Here is a 20,660-nt window from a genome sequence, read left to right as displayed (position 1 = left end):
TCGAAAACGTGACAGTGCACACGGAGATGTCACACCAGTCACGGGAGTCCCGCCGCAAAGTACGAGCGCGGCGGCGAGAAGGGGGCGAAACGCGCGATGAGCTAGTGCTTCTCCGGGCCCACGTGGTACTCGAAGACCAGACCGGCGACCGCGCTGAGAACAAACACCGCACCGGCGGCAAGCAGCCACGGCAGCCATAGGGCCACACCCACGGCAGTGGTGGCGGCGGCAAGCGCGATCATGATGGGCCACCAGCTGTGCGGGCTGTAGAAGCCCAGCTCGCCGGCGCCGTCGGCGACCTCGGCGTCTTCGTAGTCCTCGGGCCGGGTGTCCAGGCGCCGGGCCACGAAGCGGAAGAAGGTCGAGATGATCAAGGACAGACCCGTGGTCATCACCATGGCGGTGGTCCCCGCCCATTCCACACCACCATTGGCGTAGAGGGCGGTCAGCACCGCGTAGACCACAGTGGCCAGGGCGAAGAATCCGGTGAGGATCTCGAAGAGTCGGGCTTCGATATGCATGCTGCGCTCCTACCTTCCCACTGCCTAGTTCTTCGCCGCGTTGTTGTCCGCCGGCGCGAGCTCCCCGCGGCGGCCGTCGAACGGCCTGGTGGTAATCGAGACCGGCGACTGCCCGATCGATGCCAGCGCCTCGGCGTTGGTCTTACCCGCCTTGCGCGCTTCCAGGTAGAACTTGAAGTCGTTGGGGCTCACCACACGCAGCTCGAAGGCCATCATCGAGTGGTAGGTGCCGCACATCTCGACGCAGCGACCCACGAACGCGCCTTCCTTCAGGATCTTGCTGACCTGGAAGACGTTGTCGGAGTTGTTGGCCTTGGGCTCGGGCATCACGTCGCGCGTGAACAGGAACGGGACCACCCGGAACGAGTGGATGACGTCGGCCGAGGCCAGCTGGAACTCGACGCTCTTGCCGCTGGGCAGCACCAGCACCGGGATCTCCGAGGAGGTTCCGACGGTCTCGATCTTGTCGAAGTTCAGGTAGGTGCGGTCTTCACGGTTCAGGCCGCGCACCGGGCCGACGAGCTCGTTGCCGTGCGCGTCCTTGCCCTCGGGCTTGGAGGTCATGGCCTTCTTGCGTTCCGGGTCGGCGCCTTCGTAGTTGAGGCTGCCGTCCTTGAACGCGACCTTCTGGTAGCCGAACTTCCAGTTCCACTGGAAGGCGGTCACGTCCACGACGACCTCGGGGTTCGGGTCCTTGTGCATGACCTTGTTCTGCACCACGACGGTGAAGTAGAAGAGCACCGCGATGATCAGGAAGGGCACCACCGTCAGGATGAGCTCCAGCGGCAGGTTGTAGCCGAACTGGCGCGGGAACTCGGTGTCGCCCGGCTTGTGCCGGTGGAACGCGACGGTCCAGAACGTCAGTGCCCACACGATGACGCCGACGACCAGCGAGGCCACGACTGCCCAGGTCCACAAGGGAGCCATGTAGTCGTGGGCTTCGGGGGTGATTCCCTCGGGCCACCCGAACCGCAGCACTTCTTGGACGCTACAACCGCTGAGCAGGAAGCTCGCCGCGCCCAACAGCACCACAGTGGCCAGCAGGGACGGCCGTGAGCCGGACCGTGACGTCACGTTTTAAGCCTCCTGTTTCGGTACAGAATCCATCGCTGACCAGTGGCAGCAATCGAATACTACGCAGCGTAGACCACGCGGTCGCATCAGGGCAGCGACGGGGCCGGTGTGGGGACCTAGGTCCTGGGACAGGTCGCGCGATGTTGCATACTTGGCCGCGTGTGTGGACTGGTGGCGTGGCTGGGCCCGCCCGGGTCTTCGCTCGAATCTCATAGCCCTGCGGTGGATGCGGCGATGGTGCATATGCGTCATCGCGGCCCCGATGAGCCGGGAATCTGGCACGAGGAAAACGTGCTCTTCGGTTTCAACCGGCTCTCGATCATCGACATCGCGCATTCGCATCAGCCGTTGCGCTGGGGACCGGCGGACACCCCGGACCGATACGTGCTGGTCTTCAACGGCGAGATTTACAACTACCTGGAACTCAGGGAGACGCTGCGTGCCGAGCACGGCGCCGCATTCGCCACCGAGGGCGACGGCGAGGCGATTCTGGCGGCGTACCACTTCTGGGGCCCGGATGCGCTGCACCGGCTGCGCGGCATGTTCGCCTTCGCGATCTGGGACACGGTCGAACGTGAGTTGTTCTGCGCGCGAGATCCTTTCGGCATAAAGCCGCTGTTCATGGCGACAGGCCCGGGCGGCACCGCACTGGGCAGCGAGAAGAAATGCCTGCTGGATCTGGTGGAGCAGTTGGGCATCGGGACCGAACTGGACCTGCGGGCGCTGCAGCACTACACAACGCTGCAGTACGTTCCGGAGCCCGAGAGCCTGCACACCGAGATCCGCCGCCTGGAATCCGGTTCGTACGCGCGCATCACCCCCGGCCAGGAGCCACGCGTCACGCGTTACTTCCCGGCCCGGTTCGCCGTCACGCCGTTCACCCGCGCGACCCGTCAGTCCCGGTACGACGAGATCACCGAGGTGCTTTCCGATTCGGTGGCCAAGCACATGCGGGCCGATGTCACGGTGGGTTCGTTCCTGTCCGGAGGTATCGACTCCACGGCCATCGCCGCGCTGGCGATCCGGCACAATCCGAAGCTCATTACGTTCACGACTGGCTTTGAGCGGCAAGGCTATTCCGAAGTCGATGTGGCGGTCGAGTCCGCCGAGGCGATCGGTGCACGGCACGTCGTGAAGGTGGTCAGCCAGGAGGAGTTCGTTTCCGCGCTGCCCGAGATCGTCTGGTATCTGGATGATCCGGTGGCGGATCCATCCCTGGTACCGCTGTACTTCGTGGCCAAAGAGGCCCGTAAACACGTCAAGGTGGTGCTCTCCGGTGAGGGTGCCGACGAGCTCTTCGGTGGATACACGATCTACCGGGAACCCTTGTCGCTCAAGCCTTTCGAATACCTCCCTGGCGCGTTGCGGCGCGGCGCGGCGCGGCTCTCGGCCGCCATCCCGGACGGGGTACGCGGCAAGAGCCTGCTGAACCGCGGCTCGATGACACTGGAACAGCGCTACTACGGAAACGCCCGCAGCTTCGATGACGAACAACTACGCGCGGTGCTCCCCCACTATCGCCCGGAATGGGGACATCAGGACGTCACGGCTGAGCTCTACGAGCGGTGCGCGGGCTGGGATCCGGTGGCGCGCATGCAGTATGTGGACCTTTTCACCTGGCTGCGCGGAGACATTCTGGTCAAGGCCGACAAGATGACGATGGCGAACTCGCTCGAGCTGCGGGTGCCGTTCCTTGATCCCGAGGTGTTCAAGGTGGCCTCGCAGCTGCCCTACCGGGAGAAGATCACCCGCGAAACCACGAAGTACGCCCTCCGCAGGGCACTGGAACCCATTGTGCCGGCGCATGTTCTGCACCGGACCAAGCTCGGTTTTCCGGTACCCATCCGGCACTGGTTCGTCGACGGACTGCTACACGACTGGGCCCGCGAGATGCTGGCGACCACGCAAGCCGGGCACTTGATCGATGTGCCCGCTGTCGGCCGGATGCTCACCGAGCACGCCGCCGGCGCCGCCGATCACAGCCGCAGGCTGTGGACAGTGCTGATCTTCATGCTGTGGCACGCGATCTTCGTCGAGCAGTCGGTGCGGCCGAACATCCAGGAGCCGCAGTACCCGGTGCAGCTCTAAAGAGCTGCACCGATCTCGTCGGCGGCGTCCGGGCCGTACGCGTCGGCGAGGCGGGCCAGCGCCTCGTCACGCTCCCACAGCCATTCCTGAGTTCCCACTGTCTCCAGCACCAGGGTGGCCACCAGCGATCCCAGCTGTGCCGAACGCTCCAGGCTCAGGCCGGCACTACGGGCGGTGAGGAATCCGGCACGCCACGCGTCGCCGACACCGGTCGGGTCGACCTGCCCCTTCTCCGGGACCACACCCACCTTGAGGGAGGTGCCGTCCTTCTCCACGATCTCGACGCCGTTGGGACCCAGGGTGGTGATCCGCAGCTCGACACGCTCACGCACGTCCGCCTCGGTCCACCCTGTCTTGGAGAGCAACAGATCCCACTCGTAGTCGTTGGTGAACAGGTAGGTGGCACCGCCGACGAGTTCGCGGGCCTGCTCGCCGGAGAGCCGGGCCAGCTGCTGCGACGGGTCGGCCGCGAACGGCAATCCCAGGCTGCGGCATTCCTCGGTGTGCCGGAACATGGCATCGGGGTCGTTGGCTCCGATGATCACCAATTCCGGTGTCCCGGTAGTCGATACGACATCTGCCAGCGAGATGTCACGGGCTTCGGACATCGCACCCGGATAGAAGGACGCGATTTGAGCCATGTCCTGATCTGTCGTGCACACGAAACGCGCGGTGTGCGCGGTCTGGGAGATCAGCACGCCGTCGCAGTTGACGCCGTGGCCCTCGAGCCAGGACCGGTACTCGTTGAAGTCCGCACCCACGGCGCCGACCAGCGCGGGCTTGCCACCGAGCACGCCGATGGCGAACGCGATGTTCCCCGCGACGCCTCCACGACGGATTTCCAGATCGTCCACCAGGAAGCTGAGGGACACCTTCTGCAGGTGCTCGACCAAGAGCTGCTCGGAGAACTTGCCGGGGAAGTTCATGAGGTGGTCGGTTGCAATGGATCCGGTGACGATGATGGACACGCGTGAGACCCTTCGTAGGATTCGGGCGGGCTTGGGTAGTCGACGGACAACCACAGAAGCTTACCTAACGTAACTGTTCCGGGGTTGTGGCCGATTGCTAGCCTGGATTGTCGGGGAGTGCGATCTGGGGAAACGAAATTTCAGGAGAGTCAATGGCGGAACCAGGTTATTCGACGGTGCCCTACCCTGGTTTACCGCCCATGCCTCCCCCGGTCGACTACCCCGACCGCAAGCGCAAGGTGCCCGGCTGGCTTGCCCCGGCCGCGGTGGTGGCGGCATTGGTGGTGCTGGCGCTGCTGCTCGGCTTTCTGACCAAGAACTCCGGCGTGTCCCACCGGCCCAGCGAGGCGAAGATCGAACAGACCATCCAGGGCTACCTGGATGCGATGGCCAAGCTCGACATCGTCACATTGGCCCGCAATGCCGGCTGCGGCCTGTACGACGCGGTGCGCGACAAGGACACCGACGACACGATTGTGCGCGCCAATGCTCAACAGTTCGTGAACACCTTCGGGACGGCCACCGTGAAGTCGATCGACAAGATCGTCTACTTCTCCGAGTACCAGCTCAAGGTGCTGTTCACGGCGACCAGCCAGAAGCGTAAGGACGCCCCTCAGGGGCAGGCCGAGCTACTGATCAACGACGGCAAGATCTACGTGTGCTCCGCGTACATGCGCGGCTCGAACGCGTTCTGATCAGTTGAAGGAGTCGCCGCAGGCGCAGGAGCCGGTGGCGTTCGGGTTGTCGATCGTGAAGCCCTGCTTCTCGATGGTGTCGACGAAGTCGATCGAGGCGCCCTGGATGTACGGGGCACTCATCCGGTCCACGGTGAGCTTCACACCGTCGAACTCGGTGACCAGGTCACCGTCCAGGGTGCGGTCGTCGAAGAACAATTGGTATCGCAGGCCCGCGCAACCACCGGGCTGGACGGCGATGCGCAGCGACAGATCGTCGCGGCCTTCCTGATCCAGCAGCGCCTTGGCCTTGGCGGCGGCGGCGTCGGTCAAGACGGCACCATGGGTTTCCTCGGTGGAGGTGGCAGTCGATTCGTCTTGGACAGTCATCGTGGGATCTCCCCTGCGTCGAAGCTCTCGGGCGGACGTCCAGGTAATGAACGTCTTGTGATCTCAACGGTACCTCGTCTAGGGGTATTCCTACATCTACGCCCTAGCCATGTGACCAGTCACGTGCGACCTGGGCGGCCAGGCCCGCCAGCTGGCCCGCCGCATCCTCCATGGCCAACCGTACGGACCCCGCGAACTGGGCAATCGATTCAGCACGCGTGATACCGGCCCGCCCGTATTCATCGGCCGTCAGCGCGACCTGCCCGGCCAGCACCAACACCGGGATGCCGGAGGTCGCCGCGCGGCTCGCGACCGCCCCCGCCACCTTGCCGTGCAGGGTTTGGTCATCGAACTTGCCTTCGCCGGTGATCACCAGGCCCACCCGCACGATCGCAGCGTCCAGGCCGGTGTGTTCGGCGACGATTCGCGCTCCCGATTCGCGACGCGCTCCGAGCGCGAGCAGCGCCGCGCCGATCCCGCCGGCGGCGCCGGCTCCAGCGAGGTCCCGCACGCCCCGGCCGGTCTGCTCCTCCATTTCCGCGACCCACCCGGCCAGCCGCGCCTCCAGGCGTCTGACAGTGTCCGGGTCTGCGCCCTTCTGCGGACCGAACACCGCGGCCGCACCACGCGGGCCCAGCAGCGGATGCTCGACGTCGCTGGCGACCACCAATTCCGTTGTGGCCAGACGCCGCTGAGCCACAACGAGCCCGCCAAGGCCCGCGACGAGCCCCGCACCCCCATCCGTGCTGCTGCTGCCGCCAAGACCGACCACGATTCGGGTGGCTCCACCATCGAGCGCAGCCGCGATCAGCTGCCCGACTCCGGTGCTGTGCGCACGCCAGGCGGTATCGACCGACGGCGCACGTTTGAGTAGCGGCAGCCCGCAGGCCTGCGCGCATTCGATGTAGGCGGTCGTGCCGTCGAGCAGCCACTCAGCGTCGACATCCTCATCCAGAGGGCCGCGTATTCGCAGCGCATGCCGGTGCGCCGTGACCAGCTGCGCAGCCAGCACGTCGACGAACCCGGGTCCCCCGTCTGATTGGGGGCTGAGGATGACGATGTCGCCGGGGCGAGTCCTTCCCCAGCCCTCCGCGATGGCGGTCGCCGCCTCCGTGGCGGTGAGCGTGTCTCCGAAGCTGTCGGGCGCCACCAGAATCTGACTCATTCGCGCAGGATAATCTGGGCGTGTGAATCTGCTCGGCCGAAAGAAATCCACCTCCGAAAACGGCGCCGCCGACGAGTCCTCACCACTCGCCGGTGAGACGGACGTCACATCGCCGGCGCAGGCCGGAAAGGGCCGCCCCACCCCGAAGCGGGATGCCGGCAAGCGTCGTGGACCTGTTGCCCCGGCACCCTTGACCAGTGCCGAGGCCCGGCAGCGACGCAAGTCCCTGCGTGGGCCGAAACTGTCGCGGGCCGAGCGCAAGGTCGAGAACGCAGAGCGGCGCGCCAGGATGTCCGACAGCCGCGAGAAGATGATGGCCGGCGACGAGGCGTACCTGTTGCCGCGCGACAAGGGGCCCGTGCGCGCGTTCGCCCGCGACATCGTCGATTCACGCCGCAATGTGCTGGGGCTGTTCATGCCTCTGGCGCTTTTCCTGATCTTCACCATGTTCGCGGTGCCGTCTGTGCAGGTTCAGATGTGGATGACCCCGGCGATGCTGGTCTTGATGATCGTCATGATCGTCGACGGGGTTTTCGTCGGCAGACTCGTGAACAAGCGCGTCTCCGAACGCTTCCCAACCAGCGACGAGGGCGGCTTCAAACTCGGCTGGTACGCGGCCAGCCGCGCATCGCAATTGCGCAAGATGCGCGCACCACGCCCCCGGGTGAACCGCGGCGAGCCGGTCTAGCCTCAGGTGGCTACCACGCTGGTGCTCGGTGGAATACGTTCGGGAAAATCACGTTTCGCCGAATCTCTGCTGCCCGCCGCGGGCCCCGTGCGGTACCTGGCAACCGGAGTATCTGTCCGCGAGGACGAGGCCTGGGCGCAAAGGGTTGCCACACACCGGTCTCGGCGTCCCGATGGCTGGTCGACGGCCGAGACAACCGATATCGCCGAGGAACTGCGCGCGCCCGATGCGGTGCCGACGCTCGTCGACGATCTCGGGGGGTGGCTGACCGCGAGGATGGATGCCCGCGCGGCATGGGACCGTGGCGGTGAGGTTGTGGCCTCCGATATCGATGAGTTGGTCGATGCGATCGGCTCGTATGGCAGCGAGTTGGTGATCGTGAGCCCCGAGGTCGGATTGACCGTTGTGCCCGCCACCGCATCCGGGCGGCTGTTCGCCGATCAGCTCGGCGCCCTGAATCAGGCCGTGGCACAGCACTGTCAACGGGTCCTCTTGGTGGTGGCCGGTCAGCCACTGGCCATCAAGGGAGCGGCCGAGTGAGCGGCGGCGAGGCACCGCGTTTCGCCCCGGTCTCGGCACCCAACCCGGATATCGCCGCCGCCGCACGTGACCGGCAACGGCAGCTCACCAAGCCGGACGGCGCACTGGGGCGTCTGGAAGAGCTCTCGGTTTGGGTGGCGTCCTGCCAAAATCGTTGCCCCCCTGAGACATTCCAACATCCTCGGGTGATCGTCTTCGCCGGTGATCACGGTGTGGCTGCCGCCGGAGTGTCCGCCTATCCCCCGTCGGTGACCGCACAGATGGTGCGCAACATCGAAGCGGGCGGCGCGGCCGTCAACGTGCTCGCCGCACTAGCGGGGGCAAGTGTGCGCGTCGCCGACATCGCCGTGGGCCGTCCCAGTGGCAATATCGCCGTCGAGGACGCTCTCACCGAGGAGCAGGCTCATGCCGCACTGGCTGCCGGTATCGCCCTGGCGGACACCGAGATCGACTCCGGAGCCGATCTGCTCATCGCGGGCGATATGGGCATCGGCAACACCACTCCCGCGACCGTGTTGGTGGCGGCGCTCACCGGAAGCGAACCGGTGGCGGTGGTGGGCCGCGGCACCGGAGTCGACGACGCGGGGTGGGCACGCAAGACCGCCGCGGTGCGCGATGCGTTGCGCCGCACCAAAGATGTGCGTACCGACCCGGTGGCGCTGCTCGCCCGGGCAGGTGGCGCCGATCTGGCGGCAATCACCGGTTTCGTGGCGCACGCGGCGGTGCGGCGCACCCCTGTGCTGCTCGACGGGCTGGTGGTGACTGCAGCCGCACTGGTGGCTGAGCAGCTGGCTCCGGGCGCACGCCAGTGGTGGCTCGCCGGGCATCGCTCCACCGAGCCGGCGCATTCGCTTGCCCTGCAACGTCTCCGGCTGGATCCCGTGCTGGATCTGCAGATGCGCTTGGGTGAGGGCTCCGGGGCACTCGTCGCACTGCCGGTGTTGCAGGCCGCCGCGGGCACGCTGGCACAGATGGCGACCTTCGATGAGGCCCGAATCGACGGGCCGGGCGCGTGAACCGGCTGCTGCGGCTGCTGCGGCCCATTGGCGGGGCTTTCGAATTCTCCACCGTGACACCGGTTCCCGCACGGCTCGCCGGCACCCTCTCGGGCCCGGTGCTGACGGCGCTGCCCGTGGTGGGCGCCGCACTCGGTGCGCTCGCAGCGGCAACCGCCTACCTGGCGACATCGGCCTACATCGCGCCCATCGCGGGGCTTGCCGCCGCAACGGTGGTGGTGCTGGCGACCCGGGGCATGCATATCGACGGCCTGTCGGACACCGCGGATGGGCTCGGCTGCTACGGACCACCGGAGCGCGCACTCACCGTGATGCGCGATGGTTCGGCCGGACCGTTCGGGGTCGCCGCGGTGATCATCACCCTTCTGGCACAGACATTGTCGTTCGGAACGCTGGCCTCCCGGCAGGAGTGGCTGGCCATCGCGCTGGCGATCGCGGTGGGACGCGTCAGCGCGGTGGTGGCGTGTCGGCGCGGCGTGCCCGGTGCCGCACACAGCGGCTTCGGTGCCCGGGTGGCCGGGTCGCAGCCTTTGTGGCTGGCCGGGATCTGGGTGCTCGCGGCGATGGCCGTCGGCTTTTTCGCGCAGCCCTGGCGACCATGGCAAGGGCCGGTTGCGGTGGTGATCGCGCTGAGCGCCGGAGTGCTGCTGGTGCGCCACTGCGTGCGCAGGTTCGGTGGCATCACCGGAGACGTGTTAGGAGCGAGCATCGAGGTGACCACCACGCTGGCAGCACTCGGATTCGCGGCCTCGTGAGGCGGCGACGAAAGATTCATCAAGAGTTCGCGATCACCCCGGCCTGTGCGGTCGCGTTACCTGGTGCCGTAGGCCACTATTCGAACTTATGCCGCGCAATCCTGTGAGCCCCGCCGGTGAGACACCGGATATGGGGATCCCCGAGCCGATCGCCCGCTCGATGTCCATGGCCGAACAGTACGAATGGCATCGCGGATATCTGCGTCGTCACCCGGTCTCGCGCCGCAACTTCCTGCGGGGATCGGCCGCCGCTGCCGCGGTCGCCGCGCTGGGCGTATCACCGTTTGGGCGGCGCGCGTATGCCGATGAGGCACCACTGGGTGTGGCCGGCAGGCGGGTGGGGTACGGCGCAGATTCGTCCAGCCAGCTCAGCTTTTCCGGGCAGCTGTCCAGAAATCCGCACGGCACCAAGATCTTTCTCGACCATGGGCCTACCCCCGAACTCGGCGCCTCCCTCGAAGCCGAGGTCCGCAATCTCGTGACGCAGATTCCCTCAAGCGATCACGGGGTGCTGGGAGCAGAACAGTTCTACGTGCACGCTCCCGTCCATGGACTCGGCGGGGGCACTGAGCACTTCTACCGCTGGCGCACCACCGACGGATTCTCGAGCGATATCCGTTCCGCTGCGACGGCCCTTCCGTCCGCACGAAACGCGTTCGCCCCCTTCCGGTTCACCATGATGGGCGATCAGGGCACCGACGAGACCCCGGCGCTCCCACCAAATCTGGCTCCCGGTGAATACGACGACAGCTACTACAGCGCCGACAACGACCCGGCCACGCCGCACACACAGAACGTCATGAACCAGATCGTGGCGTGCCGGCCTGATTTTCATATCCTGGCCGGGGACATCGCCTATGCGGACCCATCCGGAATGGGAAAGAAGCCCGAGTTCGTATCTTCCGGCGGCAAGGCCGCGGCCGGGTTCGACAAATACAATCCGTTCGTCTGGGACGTCTACCTGACCTCCATCGAGCCCAGCGCCTCCACAACACCATGGATGTTCGCCACCGGCAATCACGACATGGAGGCCGCGTACGGAAATCACGGCTACGGCGGCCATCTGGCCCGTCTCGGATTCCCCGGCAACGGCCCCGCGGGGTGCCCGTCCGCGTACTCGTTCACCTACGGCAACGTCGCCGTCCTGTCCCTGGACGCCAATGACGTGTCCTACGAGATCAGGGCGAACACCGGCTACTCGGGCGGCGCCCAAACCGGTTGGGTGGGAAGAACTTTAGCGGCATATCGGGCGAACCCGAATATCGACTTCATCGTGTGCTTCTTCCACCACTGCGCGTACTCGACGACGCTGTCGCATGCCAGCGACGGTGGCGTGCGCGACGCGTGGTGCGCGCTGTTCGACCGCTATCAGGTGGATCTGGTGCTACAGGGACACAACCACGTCTTCGAGCGCACGGATCCGATTCGCGCGGGACGTCCGACCCGAGAGGCCGGCGATCGGTCCACCGTCGACCCGGAATCGGATGGCACCGTATACTACACCGTGGGTTCTGCGGGCCGGCCCCGCTATGACTTTCAGCCGGGCGAGCCGGAGGGATACCGGGGCCGCGAGCTCACCGACACATTGGTTCCCAACAGCTACGTCTGGGCGCCCGACGGCAGTAAGCACGCCGAGGCGGTCACCTGGTCGCGCGTGCGGTATCGCAACTACGCATTCATCCGTGTCGACGTGCGGCCGGGGACATTCGTCAGCGAGATGGATGTCACGGCCGTCGATGAGTATGGACGCGAATTCGACACGGTGACCTATCGCCGCCCCGTACGCGCACAGGCGTCCTAGCCGAGCTTGGTGATCCAGCCGTGCGTATCGGCGAAGGTGCCGCGCTGGATTCCGGTCAGCGTGTCGCGCAGTGCCATGGTCACCTCGCCGGGTTCCCCTTCGCCAATGGTGAATTCGCCGCTGGAGTGCTTGACGCGGCCAACCGGCGTGATGACCGCGGCTGTGCCGCAGGCGAACACCTCGGTGATCTCTCCCGAGGCCGCCTTCTTCTCCAGCTCGTCGACGTCGATCTTGCGTTCCTCGATGGCGAATCCGGCATCGGAGGCCAGCTGCAACAAGGACTTCCGCGTCACACCGGGCAGCAGTGATCCGGACAGTTCGGGAGTAACCAAGCGGGCCTCACCGTCGCGGCCGAACACGAAGAACAGGTTCATGCCACCCATTTCTTCGATGTACCGGCGCTCGATGGCATCGAGCCAGACCACCTGATCGCAGCCCTCTTCGGCGGCCTGCGCCTGGGCGACCAGCGAGGCGGCGTAGTTCCCACCCGTCTTGGCCGCGCCGATCCCGCCCGGTGCGGCGCGCACGTATTCGTGCGAGAGCCAGACACTGACCGGCTTGATGCCCTGTGAGAAGTACGCGCCAGCGGGTGAGGCGATGAGCAGGTACCGGTACTCGGCGGCGGGCCGCACCCCGAGACCGGCCTCGGTGGCGATGATGAACGGCCGCAGATACAGCGATTCCTCGCCGCCGCCCGGCGGCACCCAGTCGGAGTCAACGGCGATCAGCTGACGCAGCGACTCGATAAACAGCTCTTGCGGCAGCTCGGGGATGGCGATGCGGCGGCAGGACTGGATCATTCGTTCGGCGTTAGCCTCGGGCCGGAACGCCGCGATGGTCCCGTCGGGTTGCCGGTACGCCTTGAGCCCCTCGAAGACCTCCTGCGCGTAGTGCAGCACGATGGCCGACGGGTCAAGTGTGATGGGGCCGTAGGGCACCACTTGCGCGTTGTGCCAACCATTTTCGGTGTTCCAATCGATGGACACCATGTGGTCGGTGAAGTACTTCCCAAAGCCCGGCGCGGCCAGTACCTCAGCCCGACGCGCCGGGCTGGCCGGTGACGGGTTGAGTTGCCGGGTGAACTCGGGAAGCGGATTCATGCTCGGCAGTCTAGCTGTCCGATGTCGCCAAATCCGAACCCATTATCCGACGTTGACGTCCACGAACGGCGGCTTGACGACCTCGCATTCGATCTCCCGGCCCCGCACGTCGACGGCGACGGTGGCCCCGTCAGCGATCTGGGCGGCGCTGTCCAGCAGGGCCAATGCAATACCGGTCTTGAGAGTCGGCGAGAAGGTGCCCGAAGTGGTCACCCCTACCGGCTGGCCGCCCGAGAGCACCGTGAGATCGGGTCGCAACACGCCGCGGCCGGTGGCCCGCAGGCCACGCAGGGTGCGGCGCGGACCTTCCGCCTTCTCCTGGGCGAGGGCCTCACGCCCCCAGAACGCGTCCTTCTTCCATCCGACGGCCCATCCTGCCCGCGCCTGCACCGGACTGATGTCGAGGGACAGCTCGTGACCGTGCAGCGGATAGCCCATCTCGGTGCGCAGCGTGTCGCGCGCGCCCAGACCGGCCAGCTGGCCGCCTGCCTCGGTGATCACCGGCAGCAGTGCGTCGAACACGGCGCCGGCGGAATCCCAGGACGGCAGCAGTTCGTAGCCGTGTTCGCCCGTGTAGCCGGTCCGGCACACCCGCACCGGCTGACCGTCGAGCGTCGCGTCGGCGTACGCCATGTATTCCATATCGGTCGGCAGTCCGAGCCGCAGCAGCACGTCGGCCGACTTGGGTCCCTGCACGGCCAGCACCGCGTAGTCGCGGTGCTGGTTGGTGATGGTGATTTCCTCGGGCGCCTTCTCCTGCAGAGCGGCCACCACCGCTGCGGTGTTGGCGGCGTTGGGCACCAGGAAGATCTCGTCATCGGAGACGTAGTAGGTGATGAGGTCGTCGACGACACCGCCGGTCGGGGTGCAACACAGGGTGTACTGCGCCTTGCCCGGCCCAATCTTGTTGAGATCGTTGGTGAAAGACGCGTTGACGAACGCCGCGGCACCCGGCCCACGCACCAGCGCCTTGCCGAGGTGGCTCACGTCGAACAGTCCGACAGCCTCCCGGGTGGCGGTGTGCTCACCCACTGTGCCGGCATAGGACACCGGCATATTCCAGCCGCCGAATTCGGCGAAGGTGGCGCCTTGTGCGGCGTGCCGATCGTGAAGAGGGCCGAGCAAGAGATCCGTCATGGCGTTCACCCTAATTGGCGCATCACCGGCTTTCACTAGGCTGTGATCTCATGAGCGCATACACGGCACCTTCGTTCACCCTGGCCACGTCCATTCCGCAGCGCGGGGTCTCCGCCGCGGTGCTGCTGGTGGGGGTGCGCCCAGGGGAGAAAGAATCCGATAAGGGCCCCAAGGTGGTCGATGCGCAGCTGCTGGACAGCAAGGCAGTCAAGGCCATCGAGGCCGCTCTGAAGGCCGTGGGCGCGACCGGCTCGAGCGAGCAACTCACCCGGGTGGTCGTGGACGGTCTGCCGGTGTCCAGCGTGCTGGCGGTCGGCCTGGGTAAGGGAGATCCCAGCGCCGAGACGATTCGGCGTGCCGCGGGCGTGGCCGCCCGCTCGCTCGACAACGTCGAAACCCTGGTGACCACGCTGTCCGCGAGCGATGTCGATGCCACCGTGCAGGGCCTGGCACTTGGCGGATACCGGTTCGCGGAGTTCCGCAGCGCCAAAACCGCGCCGAAGGACGTTGGACTGCAGAAGGTTACGTTGCTCGTCGCCGACAAGGGCCGCGCGCAGAAAGACGCCATGGAGCGCGGCGCCGCCATCGCGGCCGCTGTGATCATCGCGCGTGACTTTGTGAACACCCCGCCCAGTCATCTGTTCCCGGCCGAATTCGCCAAGCGGGCAAAAACTCTGGCGACGACCGAGGGTATCGAGGTCGAGGTGCTCGACGAGAAGGAACTGGCCAAGGCCGGCTACGGCGGCATCATCGGAGTCGGCAAGGGCTCCTCGCGCCCACCGCGGCTGGTGCGGCTGACCTACCGGGGCGCCAAGGGCAAAAAGGCCAAGAAGGTCGCGCTCGTGGGCAAGGGCATCACCTTCGACACCGGTGGCATCTCGATCAAGCCCGCGGGGGGCATGGAGAACATGACCTCCGATATGGGTGGAGCGGCAGCGGTTATCGCGGTGACCCTGCTGGCCGCCCGCCAACAGCTGCCCATCGACGTCATCGCGACCGTGCCCATGGCCGAGAACATGCCGTCCTCGACGGCACAGCGCCCCGGCGACGTGCTGACCCACCTGGACGGCACCACCGTCGAGGTGATCAACACCGATGCCGAGGGTCGCCTCATCCTCGCCGACGCGATCGTGCGGGCCTGCCAGGATGAGCCCGACTATCTGATCGACACCGCGACGCTCACCGGTGCACAGGTGGTGGCCCTGGGCACCCGCACTCCTGGCGTGATGGGCACCGACGAGTTCCGCGACCGGGTGTCGGCGATCTCGCAGTCCGTAGGCGAAAACGGTTGGGCCATGCCGCTGCCCGAGGAACTGCGCGACGATCTCAAATCCAGGGTTGCCGACCTGGCGAACGTCACCAACCACCGCAACGGCGGCATGTTGGCGGCCGGTCTGTACCTGCGCGAGTTCGTGGCCGACGGTGTGCAGTGGGCACATATCGATGTCGCGGGCCCGGCGTTCAACACCGGCGGACCGTGGGGTTACACGGCCAAGGGCGGGACCGGCGTGCCGGTGCGAACCATCTTCGGGGTGCTGGAGGACATCGCCACCAACGGCTGACGTCGGTTAGGCGCCTTCCTCGGCTGCCCGTCGCTTCAGGATTTTCTGCCGGGCGTCGTAATCACGCTTGCGTTGCGGGTATCCCGTCCGGTGCACGTCGTACACCGGGATCTTGAGTCGCTCGGAGATTCGGCGCGCGCCCGCCACCCCGCCGACGCGTCGGCGGGTCCACTCGCCATCCCCTGCGATGAGAATCACGGTGACGTCCGAGAAGTTGGTCTGCGGCTCGACATAGGCCTCCACGCCCGTGCGCGCCGCGGCCCAATTCGCCAGGTAGCGCAGGTCGTCGTTGTTGCCCTGTTTGGTCTGCCCCTCGCGCTTGCTTCGAAAGGCGTCGATCCATGCCATTGGACCATGGTGCCAGCTAATTCTGAGAACAGGCTGTAATCCCACCGGTCACCCCACACTGAATCGCTTCAGTCTGCTGGTCTGACCGGCAACGAGCCGCACCGCCGACTTCGGCACACCCAAGTGCTCGGCAAGCAAAGCGAGCGCGGCCTTGTTGGCTTTGCCGTCGATGGCCGGCTCCCGTACGAACAGGGTGAGGGCGCCATCGTCGGCAACCTCGACGGCGGGCCCCTTGCGACTGCCGGGCTTGATGACGCAGACGACCGTGCGCTCGCTCACCCTCCGATCTTGGACCCGGGCAGGCGCGCCGTTCCAGTCAGTGACAGGATTGACCCGCTGTCCACGTCGCTGTGGTAAGCCAGATATGTCCACGTTGTGTGAGCCGCTATCGGAACCTTTTCAGGAGTGGAAACCATGGCCTTCTCCGTCCAGATGCCCGCCCTCGGTGAGAGCGTGACCGAAGGGACGGTGACACGGTGGCTCAAACAAGAGGGCGACACGGTCCAAGTCGACGAGCCGCTGCTTGAGGTGTCCACCGACAAGGTGGACACCGAGATCCCCGCTCCCACTTCGGGTGTGCTGACCAAGATCGTTGCCCGCGAGGACGACACCGTCGAGATCGGCGGCGAGCTGGGCGTGATCAGCGAGGCTGGCGAGGCCACGGCCGCGGAGTCCGCGCCCGCCCCCGAGGCCGCCGCGCCGGCCCCCGAACCTGCCCCCACTCCCGAACCTGAGCCCGAACCCGCGCCTGCTCCCGCAGCGGAACCGGCCGCTCCTGCTGCCGCTGCGGACGCTCCGGCTGGCCCGGGCACCTCGGTCAAGATGCCCGAGCTCGGCGAGTCCGTCACCGAGGGCACCGTGACCCGCTGGCTCAAGAAGGTCGGCGACGAGGTCGGCGTGGATGAGCCGCTCGTCGAGGTGTCGACCGACAAGGTCGACACCGAGATTCCGTCGCCGGTCGCCGGTGTGCTGCTGAGCATCTCGGCCAACGAAGACGACACCGTCGCCGTCGGTGGCGAACTCGGCGTCATCGGTGCGGCAGGCGCGGCTCCTGCCGCGGCACCTGCGCCTGCACCGACCCCCGAGCCCGCCGCGGCTCCACCCGCGCCCCCGGCGCCCGCACCGGCCCCAGCAGCACCGGCGGCGCCCGCAGCGCCAACACCGGCGCCTGCCGCACCCGCACCGGCCACTCCCCCCGCACCCGCAGCCCCCGCGGCACCGGCACCCGCTGCTGCCGCCGACGCGGGCGACAACCCGTACGTCACCCCGCTGGTCCGCAAGCTCGCGGCCGAGAACAACGTGGATCTGTCCGCGCTGACCGGCAGCGGTGTGGGTGGACGCATTCGCAAGCAGGACGTCCTGGCTGCCGCTGAGGCCGCCAAGGCCCCCGCACCCGCAGCAGCGGCAGCTCCCGCGGCTGCGGCGCCATCGGCTCCGGCGGCTCCTGCTGCGCTGGCCCATCTGCGCGGAACCACGCAGAAGGCCAACCGGATTCGTCAGCTCACCGCCAAGAAGACACGCGAATCGCTGCAGCAGACCGCGCAGTTGACCCAGACCCACGAGGTCGACGTCACCAAGATCGCGGCGCTGCGGGCTCGCGCCAAGGCGACGTTCGCCGAGCGTGAAGGCGTCAACCTGACGTTCCTGCCCTTCTTCGCCAAGGCCGCGGTGGAGGCGCTCAAGTCGCACCCGAACGTCAACGCGAGCTACAACGAGGACAGCAAGGAGATCACCTACTTCGATGCCGAGCATCTGGGCATCGCGGTAGACACCGATCAAGGTCTGCTGTCTCCGGTGATCCACAACGCCGGTGATCTGTCGCTGGCCGGGCTGGCCCGGGCCATCGCCGATATCGCCGCCCGCGCGCGTTCGGGGAACCTCAAGCCCGACGAACTCGCCGGTGGCACCTTCACCATCACCAACATCGGCAGCCAGGGCGCGTTGTTCGACACCCCGATCCTGGTGCCGCCGCAGGCCGCCATGCTCGGCACTGGTGCAATCGTGAAGCGTCCCAGGGTGATCCGTGACGAAGCGGGTAACGAATCGATCGGCATCCGGTCGGTGTGCTACCTGCCGCTGACCTACGATCACCGCTTGATCGACGGAGCCGACGCGGGGCGGTTCCTCACCACCATCAAACATCGCCTGGAAGAGGGGGCTTTCGAGGCGGACCTGGGTCTGTAACCCATGCGTGTCGTCATCGCCGGCTCCTCGGGGATGATCGGGTCGGCGCTCGTCGCGTCGCTGCGTGCCGCAGACCACACCGTGGTCCGGCTGGTTCGCCGCGACCCGATGGGCCCCGACGAACAGCGCTGGGATCCGGCGAGCGGGCAGATAGAGCCCGGTGCTCTCGAGGGTGCCGATGCCGTCGTCAACATGTGCGGTGTCGGCGTCGGCGACAAGCGCTGGTCGGGTGCCTACAAGCAGGAGATCTACGACAGCCGCATCATCCCCACGGAGGTGCTGGCCGGTGCCGTCGCCGATGCCGGCGTGCCGGCGTTGATCAACGCCTCCGCAGTCGGCTACTACGGCGACAGCGGAGACCGCGTCATCGACGAAACCGCATCCAGCGGTACCGGTTTCCTCGCACGGGTGTGCATCGACTGGGAAGCCGCCACCGAGGAGGCCGTGCAGGCCGGAACCAGGGTGGTGATCGTGCGCACCGGCCTGGTGCTCTCCCCCGCCGGAGGGCTCTTCGGCAGATCACGCCCGCTTTTCGCCGCGGGTCTGGGAGCACGGCTGGGCAACGGACGCTGGTACATGCCGTGGATCAGCCTTGAGGACCAGATCCGGGCCCTTGAGTTCACACTGACCGAATCGACGCTCTCGGGACCGGTCAATCTCACCGGCCCGGCACCGGTGACCAACGCCGAGTTCACCGCGGCCCTCGGCCGGACTCTGCATCGCCCGACCCTGCTGGTAGCGCCGCAGTTCGCGCTCCGGGCCGTCCTCGGCGAGTTCGCCGACGCCGAAATGACACGCAGCATGCGCGTCATCCCGGCGGTCCTGGAACAGCACGGATTCGAGTTCGAGCACCACACCATCGGCGAGGCGCTCGCCTACGCCAACAACAGCCGACCGATGAAGTGAGATAATGGAACCCGTGCACCGCTCTCATGGATCCATCCGATCCAGCGCAGATCCCGTCGTCGTACGGGACCTGGGCATGATCGACTATGAGGCGGCCTGGGAGCTGCAGCGTGACATCGTCGAGGCCCGCGTGGCCGGAGGACCCGACACGCTGCTGACCTTGCAGCATCCGGCGGTGTACACCGCGGGTCGGCGCACCGAAGCGCAGGAACGGCCGATCAACGGTGCACCCGTCATCGACACCGATCGCGGCGGCAAGATCACCTGGCATGGACCCGGCCAGCTGGTCGGCTACCCGATCGTCCGATTGGCCGAGCCTATCGACGTCGTGAACTACGTTCGGCGTCTTGAAGAATCGATCATCGCGGTATGCGCACAGTTGGGTGTACAGACCAAACGTGTCGACGGCCGCTCTGGTGTGTGGCTGGCCGCGGGCGGCGGGAAGCCGGAGCGCAAGATCGCCGCGATCGGGGTCCGCGTGCAGCGCGGGGTCACCATGCACGGGTTCTCGTTGAACTGCAATAACAGCCTGGACGCCTACCTGCCGATCGTGGCCTGCGGCATCACCGACGCCGGTGTGACCACCCTGTCCGCCGAACTGGGCCGGGATGTCACCATCGACGAGGTGCACGAACAGGTCGTTTCCTCCGTGATCGACGCACTCGAGGGCCGGCTGGCCGTCGGGGCGGCGGGCGGGAGCAGCGCAGGAGCGGTGGGCGCATGACCGAACCCCGCAAGCTGCTGCGACTGGAAGTTCGCAACGCCCAAACCCCTATCGAGCGCAAGCCCGACTGGATTCGCACCCGCGCCAAGATGGGCCCCGAATACAAGGAACTCAAGTCGCTGGTGCGCTCGGGTGGGCTGCACACCGTGTGCGAGGAAGCCGGGTGCCCCAACATCTTCGAATGCTGGGAGGACCGCGAGGCCACCTTCCTCATCGGTGGTGAGCAGTGCACCCGCCGCTGCGATTTCTGCCAAATCGACACCGGCAAGCCCGCCGACCTGGACCGCGACGAGCCACGCCGGGTGGCCGAGAGCGTGCACACCATGGGTCTGCGGTACTCGACGGTCACCGGCGTGGCCCGTGACGACCTGCCCGACGGTGGCGCCTGGCTGTACGCCGAAACCGTGCGGTACATCAAGCAACTCAACCCGGCCACGGGTGTCGAGCTGCTCATCCCGGACTTCAACGCCGTCCCGGAGCAGCTGGAAGAGGTGTTCGCATCCCGCCCCGAGGTGCTGGCACACAACCTGGAGACAGTGCCGCGGGTGTTCCGCCGCATCCGGCCCGCATTCAGCTATGAGCGAAGCCTGTCGGTGATCACCGCCGCCCGCGAAGCGGAGCTGGTGACCAAGAGCAACCTGATTCTCGGGATGGGTGAAACCAACGACGAGATCCGGGAAGCTCTGGTCGCGCTGCACGAAGCGGGCTGCGACATCATCACCATCACCCAGTATCTGCGGCCCTCACCGCGCCACCATCCGGTTGATCGCTGGGTCAAACCGCAGGAATTCGTGGAGCTTTCCGAGTTCGCAGAGGGTCTGGGCTTCGCAGGTGTGATGGCCGGGCCGCTGGTGCGTTCCTCGTACCGGGCCGGTCGGCTGTACGCACAGGCGATGGCCCACCATGGACGGCCCCTGCCCGCCGAGCTGGAGCACCTGGCGGAGGCGGGTTCGGCCCGGCAAGAGGCCATCAACCTCATCGGATGACAGGCGCGTTGCCGCCGGGCGATATTCTCTAGC

At 66.7% G+C, this 20,660-nt stretch carries 21 protein-coding genes; 12 read left to right on the top strand and 9 right to left on the bottom strand.

From position 1 onward, the window contains the following. Positions 1 to 101 precede the first annotated feature (101 nt). Complete coding sequence (locus tag RHO23_RS05320) at positions 102 to 521, bottom strand: cytochrome c oxidase subunit 4 (RefSeq protein WP_030095457.1); 420 nt, start codon at positions 519 to 521, stop codon at positions 102 to 104. 24 nt (positions 522 to 545) lie between these two features. Next, positions 546 to 1,595: a cytochrome c oxidase subunit II gene (locus RHO23_RS05315; protein ID WP_044104422.1), complete on the bottom strand. Its 1,050-nt coding sequence runs from the start codon at positions 1,593 to 1,595 to the stop codon at positions 546 to 548. A 159-nt stretch (positions 1,596 to 1,754) separates the two neighbouring features. On the opposite strand from RHO23_RS05315, the gene asnB reads away from it, so the two are divergent. Next, entirely contained in the window at positions 1,755 to 3,683 is a 1,929-nt protein-coding gene (gene asnB, locus RHO23_RS05310) for an asparagine synthase (glutamine-hydrolyzing) (RefSeq protein ID WP_044104421.1), read from the top strand. Here asnB and RHO23_RS05305 read toward each other — a convergent pair. Continuing rightward, the gene (locus tag RHO23_RS05305) at positions 3,680 to 4,651 is read right to left on the bottom strand and encodes a carbohydrate kinase family protein (protein WP_057969156.1); all 972 of its coding nucleotides are present in this window, start codon (positions 4,649 to 4,651) and stop codon (positions 3,680 to 3,682) included. The two genes, asnB and RHO23_RS05305, sit on opposite strands and share 4 nt — an antisense overlap. A gap of 152 nt (positions 4,652 to 4,803) precedes the next feature. Between RHO23_RS05305 and RHO23_RS05300 the strand changes: the two genes are divergently transcribed. After that, positions 4,804 to 5,346 carry a hypothetical protein gene (locus RHO23_RS05300; protein ID WP_030095453.1) on the top strand — a complete coding sequence of 181 codons (543 nt, stop codon included), beginning with the start codon at positions 4,804 to 4,806 and terminating at the stop codon, positions 5,344 to 5,346. On the opposite strand, the gene RHO23_RS05295 is transcribed toward RHO23_RS05300, so the two are convergent. Together RHO23_RS05295 and RHO23_RS05290 are read right to left on the bottom strand one after the other, a co-directional pair. Continuing rightward, entirely contained in the window at positions 5,347 to 5,715 is a 369-nt protein-coding gene (locus tag RHO23_RS05295) for a HesB/IscA family protein (RefSeq protein ID WP_030095452.1), read from the bottom strand. It abuts the gene before it with no gap. Between the two features lie 103 nt (positions 5,716 to 5,818). Next, positions 5,819 to 6,880: a glycerate kinase gene (locus tag RHO23_RS05290; RefSeq protein WP_070942526.1), complete on the bottom strand. Its 1,062-nt coding sequence runs from the start codon at positions 6,878 to 6,880 to the stop codon at positions 5,819 to 5,821. 22 nt (positions 6,881 to 6,902) lie between these two features. Here RHO23_RS05290 and RHO23_RS05285 point away from each other — a divergent pair, with 22 nt between their 5' ends. The 5 genes from RHO23_RS05285 to RHO23_RS05265 all read left to right on the top strand — a co-directional run bounded on the left by RHO23_RS05285 (position 6,903) and on the right by RHO23_RS05265 (position 11,680). Continuing rightward, positions 6,903 to 7,568: a DUF3043 domain-containing protein gene (locus tag RHO23_RS05285; protein WP_070942527.1), complete on the top strand. Its 666-nt coding sequence runs from the start codon at positions 6,903 to 6,905 to the stop codon at positions 7,566 to 7,568. A 6-nt stretch (positions 7,569 to 7,574) separates the two neighbouring features. Then, entirely contained in the window at positions 7,575 to 8,108 is a 534-nt protein-coding gene (locus tag RHO23_RS05280; protein ID WP_423488771.1) for a bifunctional adenosylcobinamide kinase/adenosylcobinamide-phosphate guanylyltransferase, read from the top strand. Then, positions 8,105 to 9,124 carry a nicotinate-nucleotide--dimethylbenzimidazole phosphoribosyltransferase gene (gene cobT, locus RHO23_RS05275; protein ID WP_423488770.1) on the top strand — a complete coding sequence of 340 codons (1,020 nt, stop codon included), beginning with the start codon at positions 8,105 to 8,107 and terminating at the stop codon, positions 9,122 to 9,124. Before RHO23_RS05280 ends, cobT begins: the two co-directional genes overlap by 4 nt. After that, complete coding sequence (locus RHO23_RS05270; RefSeq protein ID WP_423488769.1) at positions 9,121 to 9,879, top strand: adenosylcobinamide-GDP ribazoletransferase; 759 nt, start codon at positions 9,121 to 9,123, stop codon at positions 9,877 to 9,879. The genes cobT and RHO23_RS05270 overlap by 4 nt, the downstream gene beginning before the upstream one ends. 88 nt (positions 9,880 to 9,967) lie before the next feature. After that, positions 9,968 to 11,680: a metallophosphoesterase gene (locus RHO23_RS05265; protein ID WP_423488768.1), complete on the top strand. Its 1,713-nt coding sequence runs from the start codon at positions 9,968 to 9,970 to the stop codon at positions 11,678 to 11,680. On the opposite strand, the gene RHO23_RS05260 is transcribed toward RHO23_RS05265, so the two are convergent. Together RHO23_RS05260 and gcvT are read right to left on the bottom strand one after the other, a co-directional pair. Further along, positions 11,677 to 12,780, bottom strand: coding sequence for a branched-chain amino acid aminotransferase (locus tag RHO23_RS05260; protein WP_030095445.1), 1,104 nt, complete (start codon positions 12,778 to 12,780; stop codon positions 11,677 to 11,679). The genes RHO23_RS05265 and RHO23_RS05260 overlap by 4 nt on opposite strands. Positions 12,781 to 12,822: 42 nt before the next feature. Then, positions 12,823 to 13,917, bottom strand: a complete 1,095-nt coding sequence (gcvT, locus tag RHO23_RS05255) for a glycine cleavage system aminomethyltransferase GcvT (protein ID WP_070942840.1) — start codon at positions 13,915 to 13,917, stop codon at positions 12,823 to 12,825. 50 nt (positions 13,918 to 13,967) lie between these two features. Here gcvT and RHO23_RS05250 point away from each other — a divergent pair, with 50 nt between their 5' ends. Next, a complete protein-coding gene (locus tag RHO23_RS05250) occupies positions 13,968 to 15,479 on the top strand; it encodes a leucyl aminopeptidase (RefSeq protein WP_423488767.1) in 1,512 nt (503 codons plus the stop codon). 6 nt (positions 15,480 to 15,485) lie between these two features. On the opposite strand, the gene RHO23_RS05245 is transcribed toward RHO23_RS05250, so the two are convergent. Together RHO23_RS05245 and RHO23_RS05240 are read right to left on the bottom strand one after the other, a co-directional pair. Beyond that, on the bottom strand, positions 15,486 to 15,827 hold the full coding sequence (locus tag RHO23_RS05245) for a hypothetical protein (RefSeq protein ID WP_057969163.1): 342 nt from the start codon (positions 15,825 to 15,827) through the stop codon (positions 15,486 to 15,488). A gap of 48 nt (positions 15,828 to 15,875) precedes the next feature. Next, positions 15,876 to 16,106 carry a DUF167 domain-containing protein gene (locus RHO23_RS05240; RefSeq protein WP_057966265.1) on the bottom strand — a complete coding sequence of 77 codons (231 nt, stop codon included), beginning with the start codon at positions 16,104 to 16,106 and terminating at the stop codon, positions 15,876 to 15,878. A 135-nt stretch (positions 16,107 to 16,241) separates the two neighbouring features. Here RHO23_RS05240 and sucB point away from each other — a divergent pair, with 135 nt between their 5' ends. Genes sucB through lipA form a run of 4 tightly spaced genes read left to right on the top strand, consistent with a single transcriptional unit; the run spans position 16,242 to position 20,627 of the window. Continuing rightward, positions 16,242 to 18,011 carry a 2-oxoglutarate dehydrogenase, E2 component, dihydrolipoamide succinyltransferase gene (gene sucB / locus RHO23_RS05235; RefSeq protein ID WP_423488766.1) on the top strand — a complete coding sequence of 590 codons (1,770 nt, stop codon included), beginning with the start codon at positions 16,242 to 16,244 and terminating at the stop codon, positions 18,009 to 18,011. A gap of 3 nt (positions 18,012 to 18,014) precedes the next feature. Further along, the gene (locus RHO23_RS05230; RefSeq protein ID WP_064408537.1) at positions 18,015 to 18,917 is read left to right on the top strand and encodes a TIGR01777 family oxidoreductase; all 903 of its coding nucleotides are present in this window, start codon (positions 18,015 to 18,017) and stop codon (positions 18,915 to 18,917) included. 4 nt (positions 18,918 to 18,921) lie between these two features. Continuing rightward, entirely contained in the window at positions 18,922 to 19,641 is a 720-nt protein-coding gene (gene lipB / locus RHO23_RS05225) for a lipoyl(octanoyl) transferase LipB (RefSeq protein WP_064408536.1), read from the top strand. Next, positions 19,638 to 20,627, top strand: a complete 990-nt coding sequence (lipA, locus tag RHO23_RS05220; RefSeq protein ID WP_057969165.1) for a lipoyl synthase — start codon at positions 19,638 to 19,640, stop codon at positions 20,625 to 20,627. The genes lipB and lipA overlap by 4 nt, the downstream gene beginning before the upstream one ends. Positions 20,628 to 20,660: the final 33 nt, after the last annotated feature.

This window comes from Mycobacteroides sp. PCS013 (genome assembly GCF_049532645.1).
Classification (GTDB): Bacteria; Actinomycetota; Actinomycetes; order Mycobacteriales; family Mycobacteriaceae; genus Mycobacterium; species Mycobacterium gwanakae.
Note: the sequence above shows the minus strand (reverse complement) of the source record. Positions and strands in the feature narration are given on the sequence as shown.